The 13,330-nt window shown below is 72.1% G+C and carries 13 protein-coding genes and 1 tRNA gene; 9 read left to right on the forward strand and 5 right to left on the reverse strand.

Features of this window, described 5'->3' with window-relative positions:
- Window positions 1-60 precede the first annotated feature (60 nt).
- The 4 genes from ACFVUH_RS28695 (at window position 61) to rdgB (ending at window position 2,441) form a co-directional block, all read left to right on the forward strand.
- Window positions 61-294, forward strand: coding sequence for a glucose PTS transporter subunit EIIB (locus ACFVUH_RS28695; protein ID WP_063349220.1), 234 nt, complete (start codon window positions 61-63; stop codon window positions 292-294).
- A gap of 164 nt (window positions 295-458) precedes the next feature.
- A complete protein-coding gene (rph, locus tag ACFVUH_RS28700; RefSeq protein WP_355370628.1) occupies window positions 459-1,193 on the forward strand; it encodes a ribonuclease PH in 735 nt (244 codons plus the stop codon).
- Window positions 1,194-1,387: 194 nt separating this feature from the next.
- Window positions 1,388-1,777, forward strand: coding sequence for a hypothetical protein (locus ACFVUH_RS28705; protein ID WP_355370625.1), 390 nt, complete (start codon window positions 1,388-1,390; stop codon window positions 1,775-1,777).
- A gap of 58 nt (window positions 1,778-1,835) precedes the next feature.
- Window positions 1,836-2,441: an RdgB/HAM1 family non-canonical purine NTP pyrophosphatase gene (gene rdgB, locus ACFVUH_RS28710; RefSeq protein ID WP_387916183.1), complete on the forward strand. Its 606-nt coding sequence runs from the start codon at window positions 1,836-1,838 to the stop codon at window positions 2,439-2,441.
- A gap of 63 nt (window positions 2,442-2,504) precedes the next feature.
- Here rdgB and ACFVUH_RS28715 read toward each other — a convergent pair.
- Together ACFVUH_RS28715 and ACFVUH_RS28720 are read right to left on the reverse strand one after the other, a co-directional pair.
- Window positions 2,505-2,590: transfer RNA gene (locus tag ACFVUH_RS28715), tRNA-Leu, on the reverse strand.
- A 7-nt stretch (window positions 2,591-2,597) separates the two neighbouring features.
- On the reverse strand, window positions 2,598-3,317 hold the full coding sequence (locus ACFVUH_RS28720) for an HNH endonuclease signature motif containing protein (protein ID WP_387916185.1): 720 nt from the start codon (window positions 3,315-3,317) through the stop codon (window positions 2,598-2,600).
- 391 nt (window positions 3,318-3,708) lie between these two features.
- Between ACFVUH_RS28720 and ACFVUH_RS28725 the strand changes: the two genes are divergently transcribed.
- Window positions 3,709-6,096: a chitinase C-terminal domain-containing protein gene (locus ACFVUH_RS28725; protein ID WP_387916271.1), complete on the forward strand. Its 2,388-nt coding sequence runs from the start codon at window positions 3,709-3,711 to the stop codon at window positions 6,094-6,096.
- 93 nt (window positions 6,097-6,189) lie between these two features.
- On the opposite strand, the gene ACFVUH_RS28730 is transcribed toward ACFVUH_RS28725, so the two are convergent.
- Together ACFVUH_RS28730 and bcp are read right to left on the reverse strand one after the other, a co-directional pair.
- On the reverse strand, window positions 6,190-6,903 hold the full coding sequence (locus ACFVUH_RS28730; RefSeq protein ID WP_387916187.1) for a hypothetical protein: 714 nt from the start codon (window positions 6,901-6,903) through the stop codon (window positions 6,190-6,192).
- Between the two features lie 163 nt (window positions 6,904-7,066).
- The gene (bcp, locus tag ACFVUH_RS28735; RefSeq protein WP_355370614.1) at window positions 7,067-7,543 is read right to left on the reverse strand and encodes a thioredoxin-dependent thiol peroxidase; all 477 of its coding nucleotides are present in this window, start codon (window positions 7,541-7,543) and stop codon (window positions 7,067-7,069) included.
- Window positions 7,544-7,684: 141 nt separating this feature from the next.
- On the opposite strand from bcp, the gene ACFVUH_RS28740 reads away from it, so the two are divergent.
- The 4 genes from ACFVUH_RS28740 (at window position 7,685) to ACFVUH_RS28755 (ending at window position 10,751) form a co-directional block, all read left to right on the forward strand.
- Window positions 7,685-8,026 (forward strand): DUF3618 domain-containing protein, encoded by a 342-nt coding sequence (locus ACFVUH_RS28740; RefSeq protein ID WP_355370612.1) that lies wholly within the window; start codon window positions 7,685-7,687, stop codon window positions 8,024-8,026.
- Window positions 8,027-8,237: 211 nt separating this feature from the next.
- Entirely contained in the window at window positions 8,238-8,540 is a 303-nt protein-coding gene (locus ACFVUH_RS28745) for a co-chaperone GroES (protein WP_078881937.1), read from the forward strand.
- 192 nt (window positions 8,541-8,732) lie between these two features.
- Window positions 8,733-9,548, forward strand: coding sequence for an MBL fold metallo-hydrolase (locus ACFVUH_RS28750; protein ID WP_387916189.1), 816 nt, complete (start codon window positions 8,733-8,735; stop codon window positions 9,546-9,548).
- Window positions 9,549-9,572: 24 nt separating this feature from the next.
- Window positions 9,573-10,751 (forward strand): winged helix DNA-binding domain-containing protein, encoded by a 1,179-nt coding sequence (locus ACFVUH_RS28755; protein ID WP_387916191.1) that lies wholly within the window; start codon window positions 9,573-9,575, stop codon window positions 10,749-10,751.
- 60 nt (window positions 10,752-10,811) lie between these two features.
- On the opposite strand, the gene ACFVUH_RS28760 is transcribed toward ACFVUH_RS28755, so the two are convergent.
- A complete protein-coding gene (locus ACFVUH_RS28760) occupies window positions 10,812-13,310 on the reverse strand; it encodes a transglycosylase domain-containing protein (RefSeq protein WP_387916193.1) in 2,499 nt (832 codons plus the stop codon).
- Window positions 13,311-13,330 lie beyond the last annotated feature (20 nt).

The raw sequence follows: 13,330 nt of genomic DNA on the forward strand, positions 1-13,330 counted from the left end.
TCACCGCGCAGGACGGCACCCGGCAGAGCAGCCGACGGGCCGAGACAGAGGGAGAAAGCAATGGCCAGCAAGGCTGAGAAGATCGTCGCCGGTCTGGGCGGCATCGACAACATCGAAGAGGTCGAGGGCTGCATCACCCGCCTGCGCACCGAGGTCAAGGACGCCTCCCTGGTCAACGAGGCCGCGCTGAAGGCCGCCGGCGCCCACGGCGTCGTGAAGATGGGCACCGCGATCCAGGTCGTCATCGGCACCGACGCCGACCCGATCGCCGCCGACATCGAGGACATGATGTGAGCTGAGCCCACCAGGCTCGCTCCCGTGGCCCGCCGACCCCACCGGGGCGGCGGGCCGCGGTACGTCCGGGCACCGGGAGCGGCCCGTCCGGGCAGACCCGGACGCCTCGGGACGCCTCGGGGCGTACCCGGAGCACCCGCCGAAACCGACTACGCTCGGTGCCTATGTCACGCATCGACGGCCGCACCCCCGACCAGCTCCGCCCCGTCACCATCGAACGGGGCTGGAGCAAGCACGCCGAAGGCTCCGTCCTCATCTCCTACGGCGACACCAAGGTGCTGTGCACCGCCAGCGTCACCGAGGGCGTCCCGCGCTGGCGCAAGGGCAGCGGCGAGGGCTGGGTCACCGCCGAGTACTCCATGCTCCCGCGGGCCACCAACACCCGCGGCGACCGCGAATCCGTCAAGGGCCGCCTCGGCGGTCGCACCCACGAGATCAGCCGGCTCATCGGCCGCTCGCTGCGCGCCGTGGTCGACCACCGCGCGCTCGCCGAGAACACCATCGTCCTCGACTGCGACGTCCTCCAGGCCGACGGCGGCACCCGCACCGCCGCCATCACCGGCGCCTACGTCGCGCTCGTCGACGCCGTCGGCTGGGCCCGCGAGCGCAAGCTGCTGCGCGCCAAGGGCAAGCCGATCACCGGCGGCGTCAGCGCCGTCAGCGTCGGCATCATCGACGGCGTCCCGATGCTCGACCTCCAGTACGAGGAGGACGTCCGCGCCGAGACCGACATGAACATCGTCTGCACCTCCGACGGCCGCTTCGTCGAGGTCCAGGGCACCGCCGAGGGCGCGCCCTTCGACCGCGCGCTGCTCGACCAGCTGCTCGACCTCGGCACCCTCGGCTGCGCCGAGCTCGACGAGGTCCAGCGCAAGGTCCTCGGCGAGCTGGAGGGCTGACACCGGGGGCACGCCTTTTACCCCCTGATGTACCGGTTCCGCTTCGGTTTCCGGAAATCCCCGGGCTCCGGGCCAGGCCGCTGTACAGGCCGGGCCCGGAGCCCGTACGGTACCGGCAGCACCCGTTGCGGGAACCGCGCACCCCTCAGCGCGCGTCCTTCCCTTCCGGATACCCGCGCACCGAGGAGGACCGGATGCCCCAGAGCATCGCCCGCCCCACCATGCTCGCCGTGGCCGGCCTGATCGCCATCCTCCCGCTCAGCGCGGTCAGTTGCTCCGCCGCCGAGAAGGCGATCGACTGCGGGAACACCGCCGTGAAGATCACCGGCGACATCAACGAGGTCAGCAGCGCCTACAGCAACGCGAGCAACGACGCGGCCGCCGCCGGCGAGGCGCTGCAGAAGCTCAAGAACGACCTCGACCAGCTGGGCAAGAACTCCAAGGACACCGACGTCGCCCAGGCCATCACCGACCTCGGCACCCAGGTCGACAAGGTCCAGCGGGCGGTCAACAACAAGCAGGTGCCGGACTTCAAGCCGCTCGGTGACGCCGCCTCGAACCTCACCAAGGTCTGCACCGGCTGACGCCGCTTCACCCGGGACGGCGCCGGAGCGCGCGGTTTGCTCGGTTTAGGGTGGATCCATGACCACTCGACTCATCCTCGCCACCCGTAACCAGCACAAGGTCGCCGAACTGCGCGACATCCTCGGCGACGCCGGCCTGGACGTCGAACTGGTCGGGGCCGACGCCTACCCGGAGATCCCCGACGTCCCCGAGACCGGCGTCACCTTCGCCGAGAACGCCCTGCTCAAGGCGCACGCCCTGGCCCGCGCCACCGGCCTGCCGGCCGTCGCCGACGACTCCGGCCTGTGCGTGGACGTCCTGAACGGCGCCCCGGGCATCTTCTCCGCGCGCTGGTCCGGCAAGCACGGCGACGACCGCGCCAACCTCGACCTCCTGCTCGCCCAGCTCTCCGACATCGCCGCCGAGCACCGCGGCGCCCACTTCTTCTGCGCCGCCGCCCTCGCCCTCCCCGACGGCACCGAGCGCGTCGTCGAGGGCCGCCTCCTCGGCACCCTGCGCACCGCCCCGGCGGGCGACGGCGGTTTCGGCTACGACCCGATCCTCCAGCCCCTCGGCGAGACCCGCACCTGCGCCGAACTCACCCCCGCCGAGAAGAACGCCATCAGCCACCGCGGCCAGGCCTTCCGCGCCCTCGCCCCGGTGGTGAAGGACCTGATCGGCTGACCCTCGGCCGACACGAAGGCCCGCCCCGGAGATCACTCCGGGGCGGGCCTTCGATTTTAAGGCTGGTGCGGCCTGAGGGATTCGAACCCTCACGGGATTTCTCCCACGGGCACCTAAAACCCGCGCGGCTGCCCTTTCGCCAAGGCCGCAAGGCCTTCAGTCTAGGCGCTTGCGGGGTGCGGGGACACCGTCATTCCGGCTCGTCGGGCGGCCTCGGTGGACATGGTCGGCGGACTCCGTCCGGCGGTTCCTTTTCCGTCCGCAGTAGGTGTCCGTGACGGCATGACAGTTCGGGCAGAGCAGCCGGAGGTTGTCCGGCCGGTTGTCGGACCAGTCTCCGTTGACGTGGTCCACCTCCAGGGTGAGCGGGCGTCCCAGCCACTCGGGTCCGGTGCCGCAACCCTCGCACAGTTCCGGCCGGCCGAGTTCGGCCAGCGCCAGACGGATGCGGGAGCCGGGCAGCCGCTTGGCATCCGGTGGGCGCTGGACCAGGACGTCCTCGGGGGAGAGCCGACGGGCCGAGCGCTTGCCGCGGTTGTGGGCCTGGCCGGTGAAGTGCGAGGTGTCGATGCCGAGTGCCTTGATCCGGCGCCCGATGTGGGCCTGGGTGCCGCCGGCCTGCCGCAGACGCAGGTGCCTCACCACGCCGGCGACGCTGTGCGAGGCGTCGACGGCCTCCTGGAGGAGCTCGCGGGTGTAGACGCTCCCGGTCGGGCGGAAGTGCGAGGTGTCGACGCCGAACTCGGTCAGCTTGCGGCGCAGGTACTTGCGGCGGTCGGTGTCCGGCTCCTTGCCGAGCGCGACGAGCATCTCGTCGAGCGATGCGGCGGTCGACGCGACGTCCGCGAGCAGTTCACGGGTGTATTCGACGGCCATGGCGTCCCCCCTTCGGGCGTGTGCGGGCCCGTCCCCCGTGAGGGTGAACGAGTGGTGGGGGTTTCGGTCACGGGGGTGGTCGGCCGGGGTGGGTGGGGTTGGTGGGGTTGGTGGGGTGTCAGGGCGTGCCGGCAAGCGGCCGTTCGACCGGGGATGTTGGGGAAATGATTACCAATTGGTCCAGACCTATTGACCTATGTGGTTCAGACCACATAGCTTCGGCGCCAATCTGCTTTCCCCCACGTGCGTGCTCCCCCACAGGCACGCGCCGACACTCTGCCCGGAGGACCGAGTGTTGATCCGATCCACGGCGGAGCGGCGTCCCACCGCTGCCCGTCGTTCCACGAGCCCGGCGGCCCGCGCCGGCCTGGCCGCGCTGGCGGGTGCCGCGATGGCCGGCCTGCTGGTGGCCACGCTGGGCGCGGCGCCCTCCCAGGCGTCCGCCGCCGTCGACAACGCCGCGTGTCGGCCCGACGGTCTCTACACCACGCCCGGCGTCGACGTCCCGTACTGCAGCGTCTACGACACCAACGGCCGCGAGAAGATGGGCGCGGACCACCAGCGCCGCATCATCGGCTACTTCACGAGCTGGCGCACCGGCCAGGACGGCACCAAGCCGTACCTGGTCAGCGACATCCCGTGGGACAAGGTCACCCACCTCAACTACGCGTTCGCCCACGTCGGTTCCGACAACAAGCTGTCGGTCGGCACGGACAGCGAGAAGAACGCGGCCACCGGGATGTCCTTCCCCGGGGTGCCCGGCGCCGAGCTCGACCCGTCGCTGCCCTACAAGGGCCACTTCAACCTGCTGACGAAGTACAAGAAGCAGTACCCGAACGTCAAGACGATGATCTCGGTGGGCGGTTGGACCGAGACCGGCGGGTACTTCGGGGACGACGGCAAGCGCGTCAACTCCGGCGGCTTCTACTCGATGACCGTCAACCCGGACGGCAGCGTCAACCAGGCGGGCATCGACACCTTCGCCAACTCGGCCGTCGACTTCATCAAGAAGTACGGCTTCAACGGCGTCGACGTCGACTACGAGTACCCGACCTCGATGAAGGACGCCGGCAACCCGCTGGACTGGCAGCTCGCCAACGGCAAGCGCGCCTCGCTGGCCAAGGGCTACGCGGCGCTGATGAAGACGCTGCGCGAGAAGCTGGACCGGGCCGGCGCCGCCGACGGCAAGCACTACCTGCTCTCGGTCGCGGCCCCGTCGTCCGGCTACCTGCTGCGCGGCATGGAGACGTTCCAGATCGCGCAGTACCTGGACTACGTCGACATCATGTCGTACGACCTGCACGGGTCCTGGAACAAGTACGTCGGCCCGAACGCCGCGCTGTTCGACGACGGCAAGGACGGCGAGCTGGCGGCGGCCAACGTCTACGGCACCGGTCAGTACGGCGGCATCGGCTACCTGAACGCCGACTGGTCGTACCACTACTTCCGCGGTGCGATGCCGGCCGGCCGGATCAACGTCGGCCTGCCGTACTACACCCGCGGTTTCAAGAACGTCCAGGGCGGGACCAACGGCCTCTGGGGCACCGCCGCCGCGACCACCTGCCCGGTCGGCTCCGGCCTGACCTCGTGCGGTGACGGCGCGGTCGGCATCGACAACATCTGGAACGACAAGGACGACGCGGGCAAGGAGTCCCCGGCCGGGTCGAACCCGATGTGGCACGCCAAGAACCTGGAGAAGGGCATCGTGCCCGACTACCTCTCCAAGTACGGCGTGACCGACACCGCCCTGCAGGGCAGCTACGTCCGCAACTACAGCTCCACCCTGGTGGCGCCGTGGCTGTGGAACGACAGCAAGAAGGTCTACCTGTCCACCGAGGACGAGCAGTCGATCGGTGCCAAGGCCGACTACATCGTCAACCAGGGCGCCGGCGGCGCGATGATCTGGGAGCTCGCGGGCGACTACAAGTGGGACGCCACCGCCAACGGCGGCAAGGGCCAGTACGTGCCCGGCAACACGCTGACCTCGCTGATGTACGACAAGTTCAAGGCCTCCTCGGCGTACGGCGCGACCCGCTCGACGATCGCGCTGCCGCAGCAGACCCTGCCGATCGACGTGTCGTTCACCAACTTCGCGCTGGGTGACTCGAACTACCCGATCAACCCGAAGATCCACATCGTCAACAACTCGACGACGACCCTGCCGGGCGGCACCGAGTTCCAGTTCGACTACAGCAACTCGGCTCCGGGCAACGCCAAGGACCAGTCCGGCTTCGGCCTGACCGTGATCCGGCAGGACCACACCGGCACCGGCAACGTGGGCGGCCTCAAGGGCACCTACAACCGGGTCTCGGTGAAGCTGCCGGGCTGGCAGTCGCTCGCGCCGGGCGCGTCGATCGACATGGACTTCGTCTACTACCTGCCGGTGTCCACCCCGTCCAACTGGACGGTCAACGTGGGCGGCACGCTGTACGGCCTCAAGGGCGACCTGACCCGCGGTGCGGTGGACGGCGGCACGACCCCGCCCACCACGCCGCCGACCACCCCGCCGACGACGCCTCCCACGACGCCGCCGACCACTCCGCCCACCACCCCGCCGACCACTCCGCCCACCACCCCGCCGACCACTCCGCCCACGACGCCGCCGACCACGCCGGCCGGTTGCGCGGGTGCGCCGAGCTGGGACGCGGGCACCACCTACGCCACCCCGACCAAGGTCTCCTGGAAGGGCCACTACTACCAGAACAAGTGGTGGACCAAGGGCGACGACCCGAGCGCCAGCGGCTCTTGGGGTGTCTGGAGCGACCTCGGCGCCTGCTGATGACAGCGGTCGCCTGAGGTGAGAGACGGCGGTGGCGGTGCACCCGGTCGGGGGGTGCGCCGCCACCGCTGCTTTTCCGGTTCCGTCGCGGGCCTACTTCTCGATGTCGCCGCGCATCTTGGCGAACAGGGCGGCCGCCTCGGCCGGGGTGGTCCTCGGGAACAGCGCGACGCCGGCGGTGGAGGCATCGGACCAGCCGCAGACGACGTCGGTGGTGGGCGCCTCCGGCAGCTTCAGGCACTCCAGCGAGCCACCCAGCGGTCCGGCGGCGAACGGGGCGGCGGTGGTCGGGGTGCCGGTCGAACCGCGCTGCAGGGCGTAGTCGATCATGCCGCGCCAGAGGTGCTCGCGGCGCTTGGCCGGGTCCTCGGGGATGTTGTCGACGGCGATCAGCAGGATCCGGCGGCCGGAAGTCTGCCCGGGGCGGTCGAAGTTGGCGAGCACCATGTGCATGTCGTCGCGCATCTCGCCCGGGTCCACGGCGACGTCGGAGACCGCGTCCTGGCCGATGGTCTTGGCCAGCCCGCCGGCCGTCATCGTCTCGACCACCAGCCGCTTGCCGGCCGGGGCCGGGGAGGAGGGCTTGGCGGTCGTGGTCGGGGTCGTGGTCGGCTGAGTGGTTGCGGTTGCGGTTGCGGTTGCGGTCGGTTGGGCGGTCGGCTGAGCGGTCGGTGGCGCCGTCGCGGTGGCCGGCGGCGGTGCGGCGGTGTCGTCGTTCTCCGGCCCGCAGGCCGTCAGCGCGAGCGCCGCGACGATCGCGCTGGCGAGGGCGACGCGGGCGGTGGACACGGATCTGGCACTCTGCACGGCTCTGCTCCCCTGACAAGGACGGGCCCGGGCCGCTGGCGCCCGGTGGAACAGAACGCTAGGGGCGCCGGGGTCCGTCCGACAGGTTCCGGGCAGAGCGCGGACAGCACCGGGACACAGCGGTGACGAAGTGTCAGACGCCGCCGCGTGTCCGGGCGGTGCGTCAGGCCGCCTCGACCTTGAGGTCGCGCAGCAGCTTGGCCACGTGGCCGGTCGCCTTGACGTTGTACAGCGCGTGCTCGACCTTGCCCTGCTCGTCCACGATCACGGTGGAGCGGATCACGCCGGTGACGGTCTTGCCGTACAGCTTCTTCTCGCCGAACGCGCCGTAGGCCTCCAGCACCTTCTTCTCCGGGTCGGAGAGCAGGGTGACCTTGAGGTCCTCGGCCTCGCGGAACCGGCCGAGCTTCTCCGGCTTGTCCGGCGAGATGCCGATGACGTCGTACCCGGCGCCGGAGAAGACCTCCAGGTTGTCGGTGAAGTCGCAGGCCTGCTTGGTGCAGCCGGGGGTGAGCGCGGCCGGGTAGAAGTAGACGATCACCTTGCGGCCGAGGTGGCCGGCGAGGGACACCTCGTTGCCGTCGGCGTCGGGCAGGGTGAAGGCGGGCGCGGTGTCACCGGGCTGGAGACGCTCACTCACGGGGTTTCTCCTGGTGCTGGACGGGCGGTCGTACCACGGCAAACTTACCTCCGATGGTGGGTGGGGCCGCGCGGCCCCGCGTGGCAGCTGACACACTGGGTCAGTCGCACAGGACGAACATCAGTGAATGGGGTGGCCCGAGTGGGCGAGGCGAGCAGTACGGACAAGTCGGCGCGGACGACCGCCCAGATCGAGGCGGACATCTCCCGGACCCGCACCCAGCTGGCGGCGACGCTGGACGAGCTCGCCGTGCGCGTGCACCCGACCACCGTCTCCGCCCAGGTCAAGGCGAAGGCCGTGGCCGCCGTCGAGGAGAAGGCCGGCCGGGCGTACGTGGCCGCGAGCGGCCTGGTCGAGCAGGCCCGCGCGCAGTTCGTGGACGAGAAGGGGCAGCCGCGCAAGGAGCGGATCGTCCCGGCCGCGCTGGTCGGCGTCGGCCTGGTGCTGCTGGTCGCCTCGGCGCGCAGGCGCCGCAAGCGCTGAGCCACGGCCGCATCTCCCGGGCCGGGCAGCCGCTGCCCGGCCCGCGCCGGTCCGCCGGCCCGCCCGCGGCACCGGGCTGGCGTCACACGCCGCGCCCGGGAGCGGTACCTTCGGGGTCGTGAGTACGAACGACGAACCGACCCAGCAGTCCCTGCCCGGCGCGGGCGACGCGCCGCGTCACGACCGGCTCGGCGAGAAGCTGCCGATCAAGATGCTGCACGACCGCGTGCTGGTGAAGACCGAGGCCGGCGAGGGCGAGCGCCGCTCCACCGGCGGCATCCTGATCCCGGCGACCGCGGAGATCTCCAAGCGCTGCGCCTGGGCCGAGGCGGTCGCCGTCGGCCAGAGCGTGCGCTCCGTGGAGCCCGGTGACCGGGTGCTCTACGACCCCGAGGACAAGCTGGAGGTCGAGGTCCGCGGCGCCACCTACGTCCTGCTGCGCGAGCGCGACCTGCACGCCGTCGCCGCGATGCGCTTCGGCGACACCGAGGGCTCGACCGGGCTGTACCTGTAGTCGCCGAGCGGTTCTCCCCGGTGGGCCGCCGTGCCGTGGGCGCGGCGGCCCACCGGCCTTTCCGCAGGTCCGTCCCGGCGTGGTGGTAGTTTCGCCGGAGGGGATGATGGTCCGGACAGCGGGACGGGGGACGGCATGGGGACTTCGCCGATCGATTTCGGTGGGACGGCTCCGCGGGTGCGGGGACTGGACGTGCGGTGGATCCACGGGTCGGAGTCGGCGAAGCACAACACCGATCCGGACATCCAGGTGCACGAGTACGACGAGCACACCTTCGTGCTGCGGCAGAACATGGCGGTGAACTACGAGGCGCCGTTCCTGTTCCTGCTGTTCGGCAACGAGCGGGCGGTGCTGATCGACACCGGGGCCACCGCCTCGGCGGAGTACTTCCCGCTGCGGGAGACCGTCGACGGGCTCGTCGCGGACTGGCTGGAGCGCAATCCGAGGGACGGGTACGAGCTGCTGGTGCTGCACACCCACGGGCACGGGGACCACGTCGCGGGGGACGGGCAGTTCGCGGACCGGCCGGACACCCGGCTGGTGCCCGCGGACCTGAGCACGGCCTGGGCGTTCTTCGGGTTCGACCGGGACGCCGACGCCGTGGCCCGGGTGGACCTCGGGGGCCGGGTGCTGGAGTGCCTGGCGACGCCGGGGCACCACGAGGCGGCGGTGACCTTCCACGACCCGTGGACGGGGTTCCTGCTCACCGGTGACACGGTGTACCCGGGGCGGCTCTACATCCAGGACTGGGCGGCGTTCGGCCGGTCGATCCGCAGGCTGATCGACTTCTGCGAGGCCCGGACGGTCAGCCATGTGCTCGGCTGCCACATCGAGATGAGCGTGAAGCCGGGGGTGGACTACCCGATCCGGTACACCTACCAGCCGCACGAGGTCCCGTTGCAGCTGACCGTCGGCCATCTGCGGGAGATCCGCGCGGCGCTGGACGAGATCGGCGAGGTGCCGCAGCGGCGGGTGTTCCCGCTCTTCGTCCTGTCGCCGAACGTCTGAGCAGCCCCTGGCTAGGATCCGCCCATGGCGAGCAACGGGGTGGTCCAGGTCGACGACGGGCAGCGGCGGGCGCGGTTGGGGCGGCGGCTGCTGCTGGCGCCCGCCGGGCGGGCGGCGCGGGTGGAGGAGGTGGCCGACGCGGTCGTCGGGCTGCACGCCACCGATGCCGCGACGGTGTACCTGTCGGCGTGCGCGCGGTTGCGCGAGCCGTCGGCGGCCGAGGTGGAGCGGGCCCTGTACGACGAGGTCTCGCTGGTGAAGCTGCTGTCGATGCGGCGGACGATCTTCGCGGTGACCGAGGAGTTCGCGCCGTACGTGAGCGCGGCGGCGGCGCGGCAGATCGCCGCCAAGGAGCGGGCGACGCTGCTGAAGCACCTCGCGGACTTCGCCGAGGGGTGGGACGAGGCGCGGCTGGCCGAGACCCAGCGGGCGGTGCTGGCGGCGCTGGCGGTGCGTGGTGAGGCGACCACGGCGGAGCTGGGCGCGGACGTGCCGGCGCTGCGCGAGACGATGCTGATGTCGGCGGGCAAGCCGTACGAGGCGAAGCAGAGTGTGGGGAGCCGGCTGCTGCGGCTGCTGGCCTCGGACGGGCACGTCCGGCGGTGCCGGCCGCGCGGGTCGTGGCTGAGTAGCAGCTATCCGTGGGCGCCGGTGGCGCCGTGGCCGGAGGTGCCGGCGCGGGAGGCGAAGGCGGAGGTGGTGCGGCGCTGGCTGGCGCGGTACGGGCCGGGCAGCGTCGAGGACGTGAAGTGGTGGACCGGCTGGACGCTGGGGGACGTGCGCAAGGCGCTGGCGGACGTGGGCGCGGTGGAGGTGGCGACGGCGGGCGGTGCGGCGGGCCTGGTGCTGCCGGGGGACGAGGATCCGGTGGCGGAGCCGGAGCCGTGGGCGGCGTTGCTGCCGGCGCTGGATCCGGCGGTGATGGGCTGGCGGGGCCGGGACTGGTACCTGCGGCCCGAGGACGTGCCGGCGCTGTTCGACCGGGCGGGGAACGCGGGGCCGACGGTGTGGTGGTGCGGCCGGGTGGTCGGCGGCTGGGCGCAGCGGGCGGACGGCGAGGTGGTGTGGCGGCTGTTCGAGGACGCGGGGGCCGAGGTGCGGGCGGCGGTCGCGGTGGAGGCGGAGCGGTTGGCGGGGTGGCTGGGAGCGGTCCGGGTGACGCCGCGGTTCCGTACGCCGCTGGAGCGCGAGCTGGCGGCCTGAGTCGCCGGCCCCGCTGAGTCCGTTGAGCCCGTTGGGCCCGTTGGGCCGAGCCCCGGGCTGTCAGGCCGGGGGCGAGGTGGCCGGCTGGGGTGTGGCGGGGGGTTTGCCGCTGCCGGTCGGCGGGACGGGCGGGATCGGCGGTGCCGGGGTGCGGGTCGGGTCCGAGGTCTTGCCGGGGGCGGTGGACGGCGGTTCGGCGGTGGGCCGGTCGGTGGTCGGCCGGGTGCCGGGGGTGGGCTGCGGTGGTGCGGACTCCTGGGGCGCGGAGGCCGCGGCGGTGGGGGCCACGGGGGTGGACGGCTCGGGGGCGGCGCTGGTCCGGTCGGGTGCCGGTGCGGTGGTGGGCATGGTGGGCCGCCTGGGTACGGCCGGGGCCGCGGGGGCCGCCGGTGCGGCCGGTGCCGCCGGGGCCTGGACGGTGCCGCCGTGGCCGCCGGCCGGGTCCGGGGCCGAGGAGGGGGCGGTCGGGGTGGCGGAGGCGCGGGTGGTGGTGGCGGGGGTGCCGCTCGGGGTGTCGGTCGGGCCGCCGGTGCCGGGGCGGCCGTTGCCTTCGCTGGGTTCGAGCTCGAAGTCCTGGACGGGGGTGCCCTCCAGGACGTCGCTCATGTAGGCGGTCCAGATCCGGGTGGGGAAGGCGCCGCCGTTGATCCGGGCGTAGCCGGCGGTGCCGGCCAGCGGTTCCTTGGCGTGGGTCCTCGGGTTCTCCCGGAAGAGGCCGACGGTGGTGGCGAGTTCGGGGGTGTAGCCGGCGAACCAGGCGGAGAGGTTGGCGTCGGTGGTGCCGGTCTTGCCGGCGGCGGGCCGGCCGAGGCCGAGGGCGGCGGAGCCGGTGCCGCGTGGGCTGATGACGTCGCGCAGGACGTCGGTGACGGCGTCGGCGGTGCCCCGGTCGAGGGCGGCGGTGGTGTGGTGCGCGGGCAGCTCCGGCGGCTCGACGGGGCCGGTGCCGGGGGTGATCCGTTCCAGTCCGGCGACCGACCAGGGCCGGTGGGCCTCGCCGTGGTTGGCGAGGGCGGCGTAGACGCCGGCCAGGTCGAGGGCGCTGGGGGTGGCGGTGCCGAGCGTCATCGAGGTGTTGGCCGGGTCCATGCCGGGGACGTCGGCGGGGATGCCGAGCCGGATACCGGTCTCCCGGACGTGGTCGAGCCCGGCGTCCACGCCGACCTGTGCGTACACCGAGTTGACGGACTTGACCATGGCCTGGCGCAGGCTGATCGGGCCGTAGTCGATGTCGTCCTCGTTGGGCGGCGCGTACGGGGTGGGGCCGTCGGTGACGGGGCGTGCGCTGGTGCCGTCGTAGCGGGTCTCGGTGGTGATCGGGCGGCCGTCGCCGCTGCTGTGGTTGGAGGTGAGGCCGGCGGCGAGGTCGACGGGCTTGAAGGTGGAGCCGATCTGGTTGTCCTGGCGCAGGGCGTCGTTGTAGGGCTGCTCGGCGTAGTCGGGGCCGCCGTAGACGGCGACGACGCGGCCGGTGGCGGGTTCGACGGAGGCGCCGGCGACCCGGACGTCATTGTCGGTGCCGGGCCGGGCGGTGGGGTCGAGTTCCTCGGTGAGCTCGTCCTGGACGGCGTGCGCGAAGGCGTCCTGTTTCTTCTGGTCGAAGGTGGTGGTGATGCGCCAGCCGCCGGCCTTGAGGGTGGCGCCGTCGAGGATGCCGCTGCCGACCAGGTAGTCGTCGGCGACGCCGACCAGGTAGCCGGCCTGGCCGGCCAGGCCGCTGGCGGGCTGCGGGTCGATCGGGTCGGGGAAGGCGAGGGAGGCGCGTTCGGTGGCGCTGAGGAAGCCGAGCTGGACCATGCCGTCGAGGGTGTAGTGCCAGCGGGCGACGGCTTTCTCGCGGTTGGCGGGGGTGGCGGTCTTCACGTCGTAAGCGCTGGGGGCCTGGAGCAGGGCGGCGAGGTAGGCGCTCTGCGGGAGGGTCAGTTCGGAGACGTCGACGCCGTAGTAGGCGCGGGCGGCGCTCTGGATGCCGTAGGCGCCGCGGCCGAAGTAGCTGGTGTTGAGGTAGCCGGCCAGGATCTCGTCCTTGCCGCGCTGCTGGTCGACCTTGAGGGCGATGAGGAGTTCGCGGCCCTTGCGTTCGATGGTCCGGCTCTGTGTGAGGTAGTAGTTCTTGACGTACTGCTGGGTGATGGTGGAGCCGCCCTGCAGGCCCTGGCCGGTCAGGCTGTTCCAGCCGGCCCGGACCATGCCCTTCAGGTCGATGCCGCGGTTCTGGTAGAAGGTGCGGTCCTCGGCGGAGACGACGGCCTGCCGGGTGCTGACGGGGACCTCGTCGATGGTGACGTCGGTGCGGTTGACGGCGCCGGTGCGGGCGATCTCGGTGACGCCGTCGGCGTAGAGGTAGACGTTGCTCTGGGCGACCGCCTGGGCGTTGGGGTCGGGCAGCGGCACGATGACGTAGAGCACGGCGAAGGCGCCGACGGCGAGCAGCAGCACGGCGAGGACGGCGCCGAGGACGATCCGCCAGGTGGGCAGCAGCCGCCGCCGGAACGGCAGGGCGCGGCGTGCCTCGCGGCGGGCGGCCCGTCTGGCCCGGCGGCCGGTGCTCAGGGTCATGCGGAGATTATGTGCTATTT

It is taken from the genome of Kitasatospora sp. NPDC058032, assembly GCF_042885845.1.
Classification (GTDB): domain Bacteria; phylum Actinomycetota; class Actinomycetes; order Streptomycetales; family Streptomycetaceae; genus Kitasatospora.

Coding starts and splice junctions, on each gene's coding strand:
- rdgB (WP_387916183.1), top strand. CDS start 1,836: ATGACCACTCGACTCATCCTCGCCACCCGTAACCAGCACAAGGTCGCC.
- ACFVUH_RS28705 (WP_355370625.1), top strand. CDS start 1,388: ATGCCCCAGAGCATCGCCCGCCCCACCATGCTCGCCGTGGCCGGCCTG.
- ACFVUH_RS28745 (WP_078881937.1), top strand. CDS start 8,238: ATGCTGCACGACCGCGTGCTGGTGAAGACCGAGGCCGGCGAGGGCGAG.
- ACFVUH_RS28725 (WP_387916271.1), top strand. CDS start 3,709: ATGGCCGGCCTGCTGGTGGCCACGCTGGGCGCGGCGCCCTCCCAGGCG.
- ACFVUH_RS28760 (WP_387916193.1), bottom strand. CDS start 13,310: ATGACCCTGAGCACCGGCCGCCGGGCCAGACGGGCCGCCCGCCGCGAG.
- ACFVUH_RS28720 (WP_387916185.1), bottom strand. CDS start 3,317: ATGGCCGTCGAATACACCCGTGAACTGCTCGCGGACGTCGCGTCGACC.
- ACFVUH_RS28695 (WP_063349220.1), top strand. CDS start 61: ATGGCCAGCAAGGCTGAGAAGATCGTCGCCGGTCTGGGCGGCATCGAC.
- rph (WP_355370628.1), top strand. CDS start 459: ATGTCACGCATCGACGGCCGCACCCCCGACCAGCTCCGCCCCGTCACC.
- ACFVUH_RS28755 (WP_387916191.1), top strand. CDS start 9,573: ATGGCGAGCAACGGGGTGGTCCAGGTCGACGACGGGCAGCGGCGGGCG.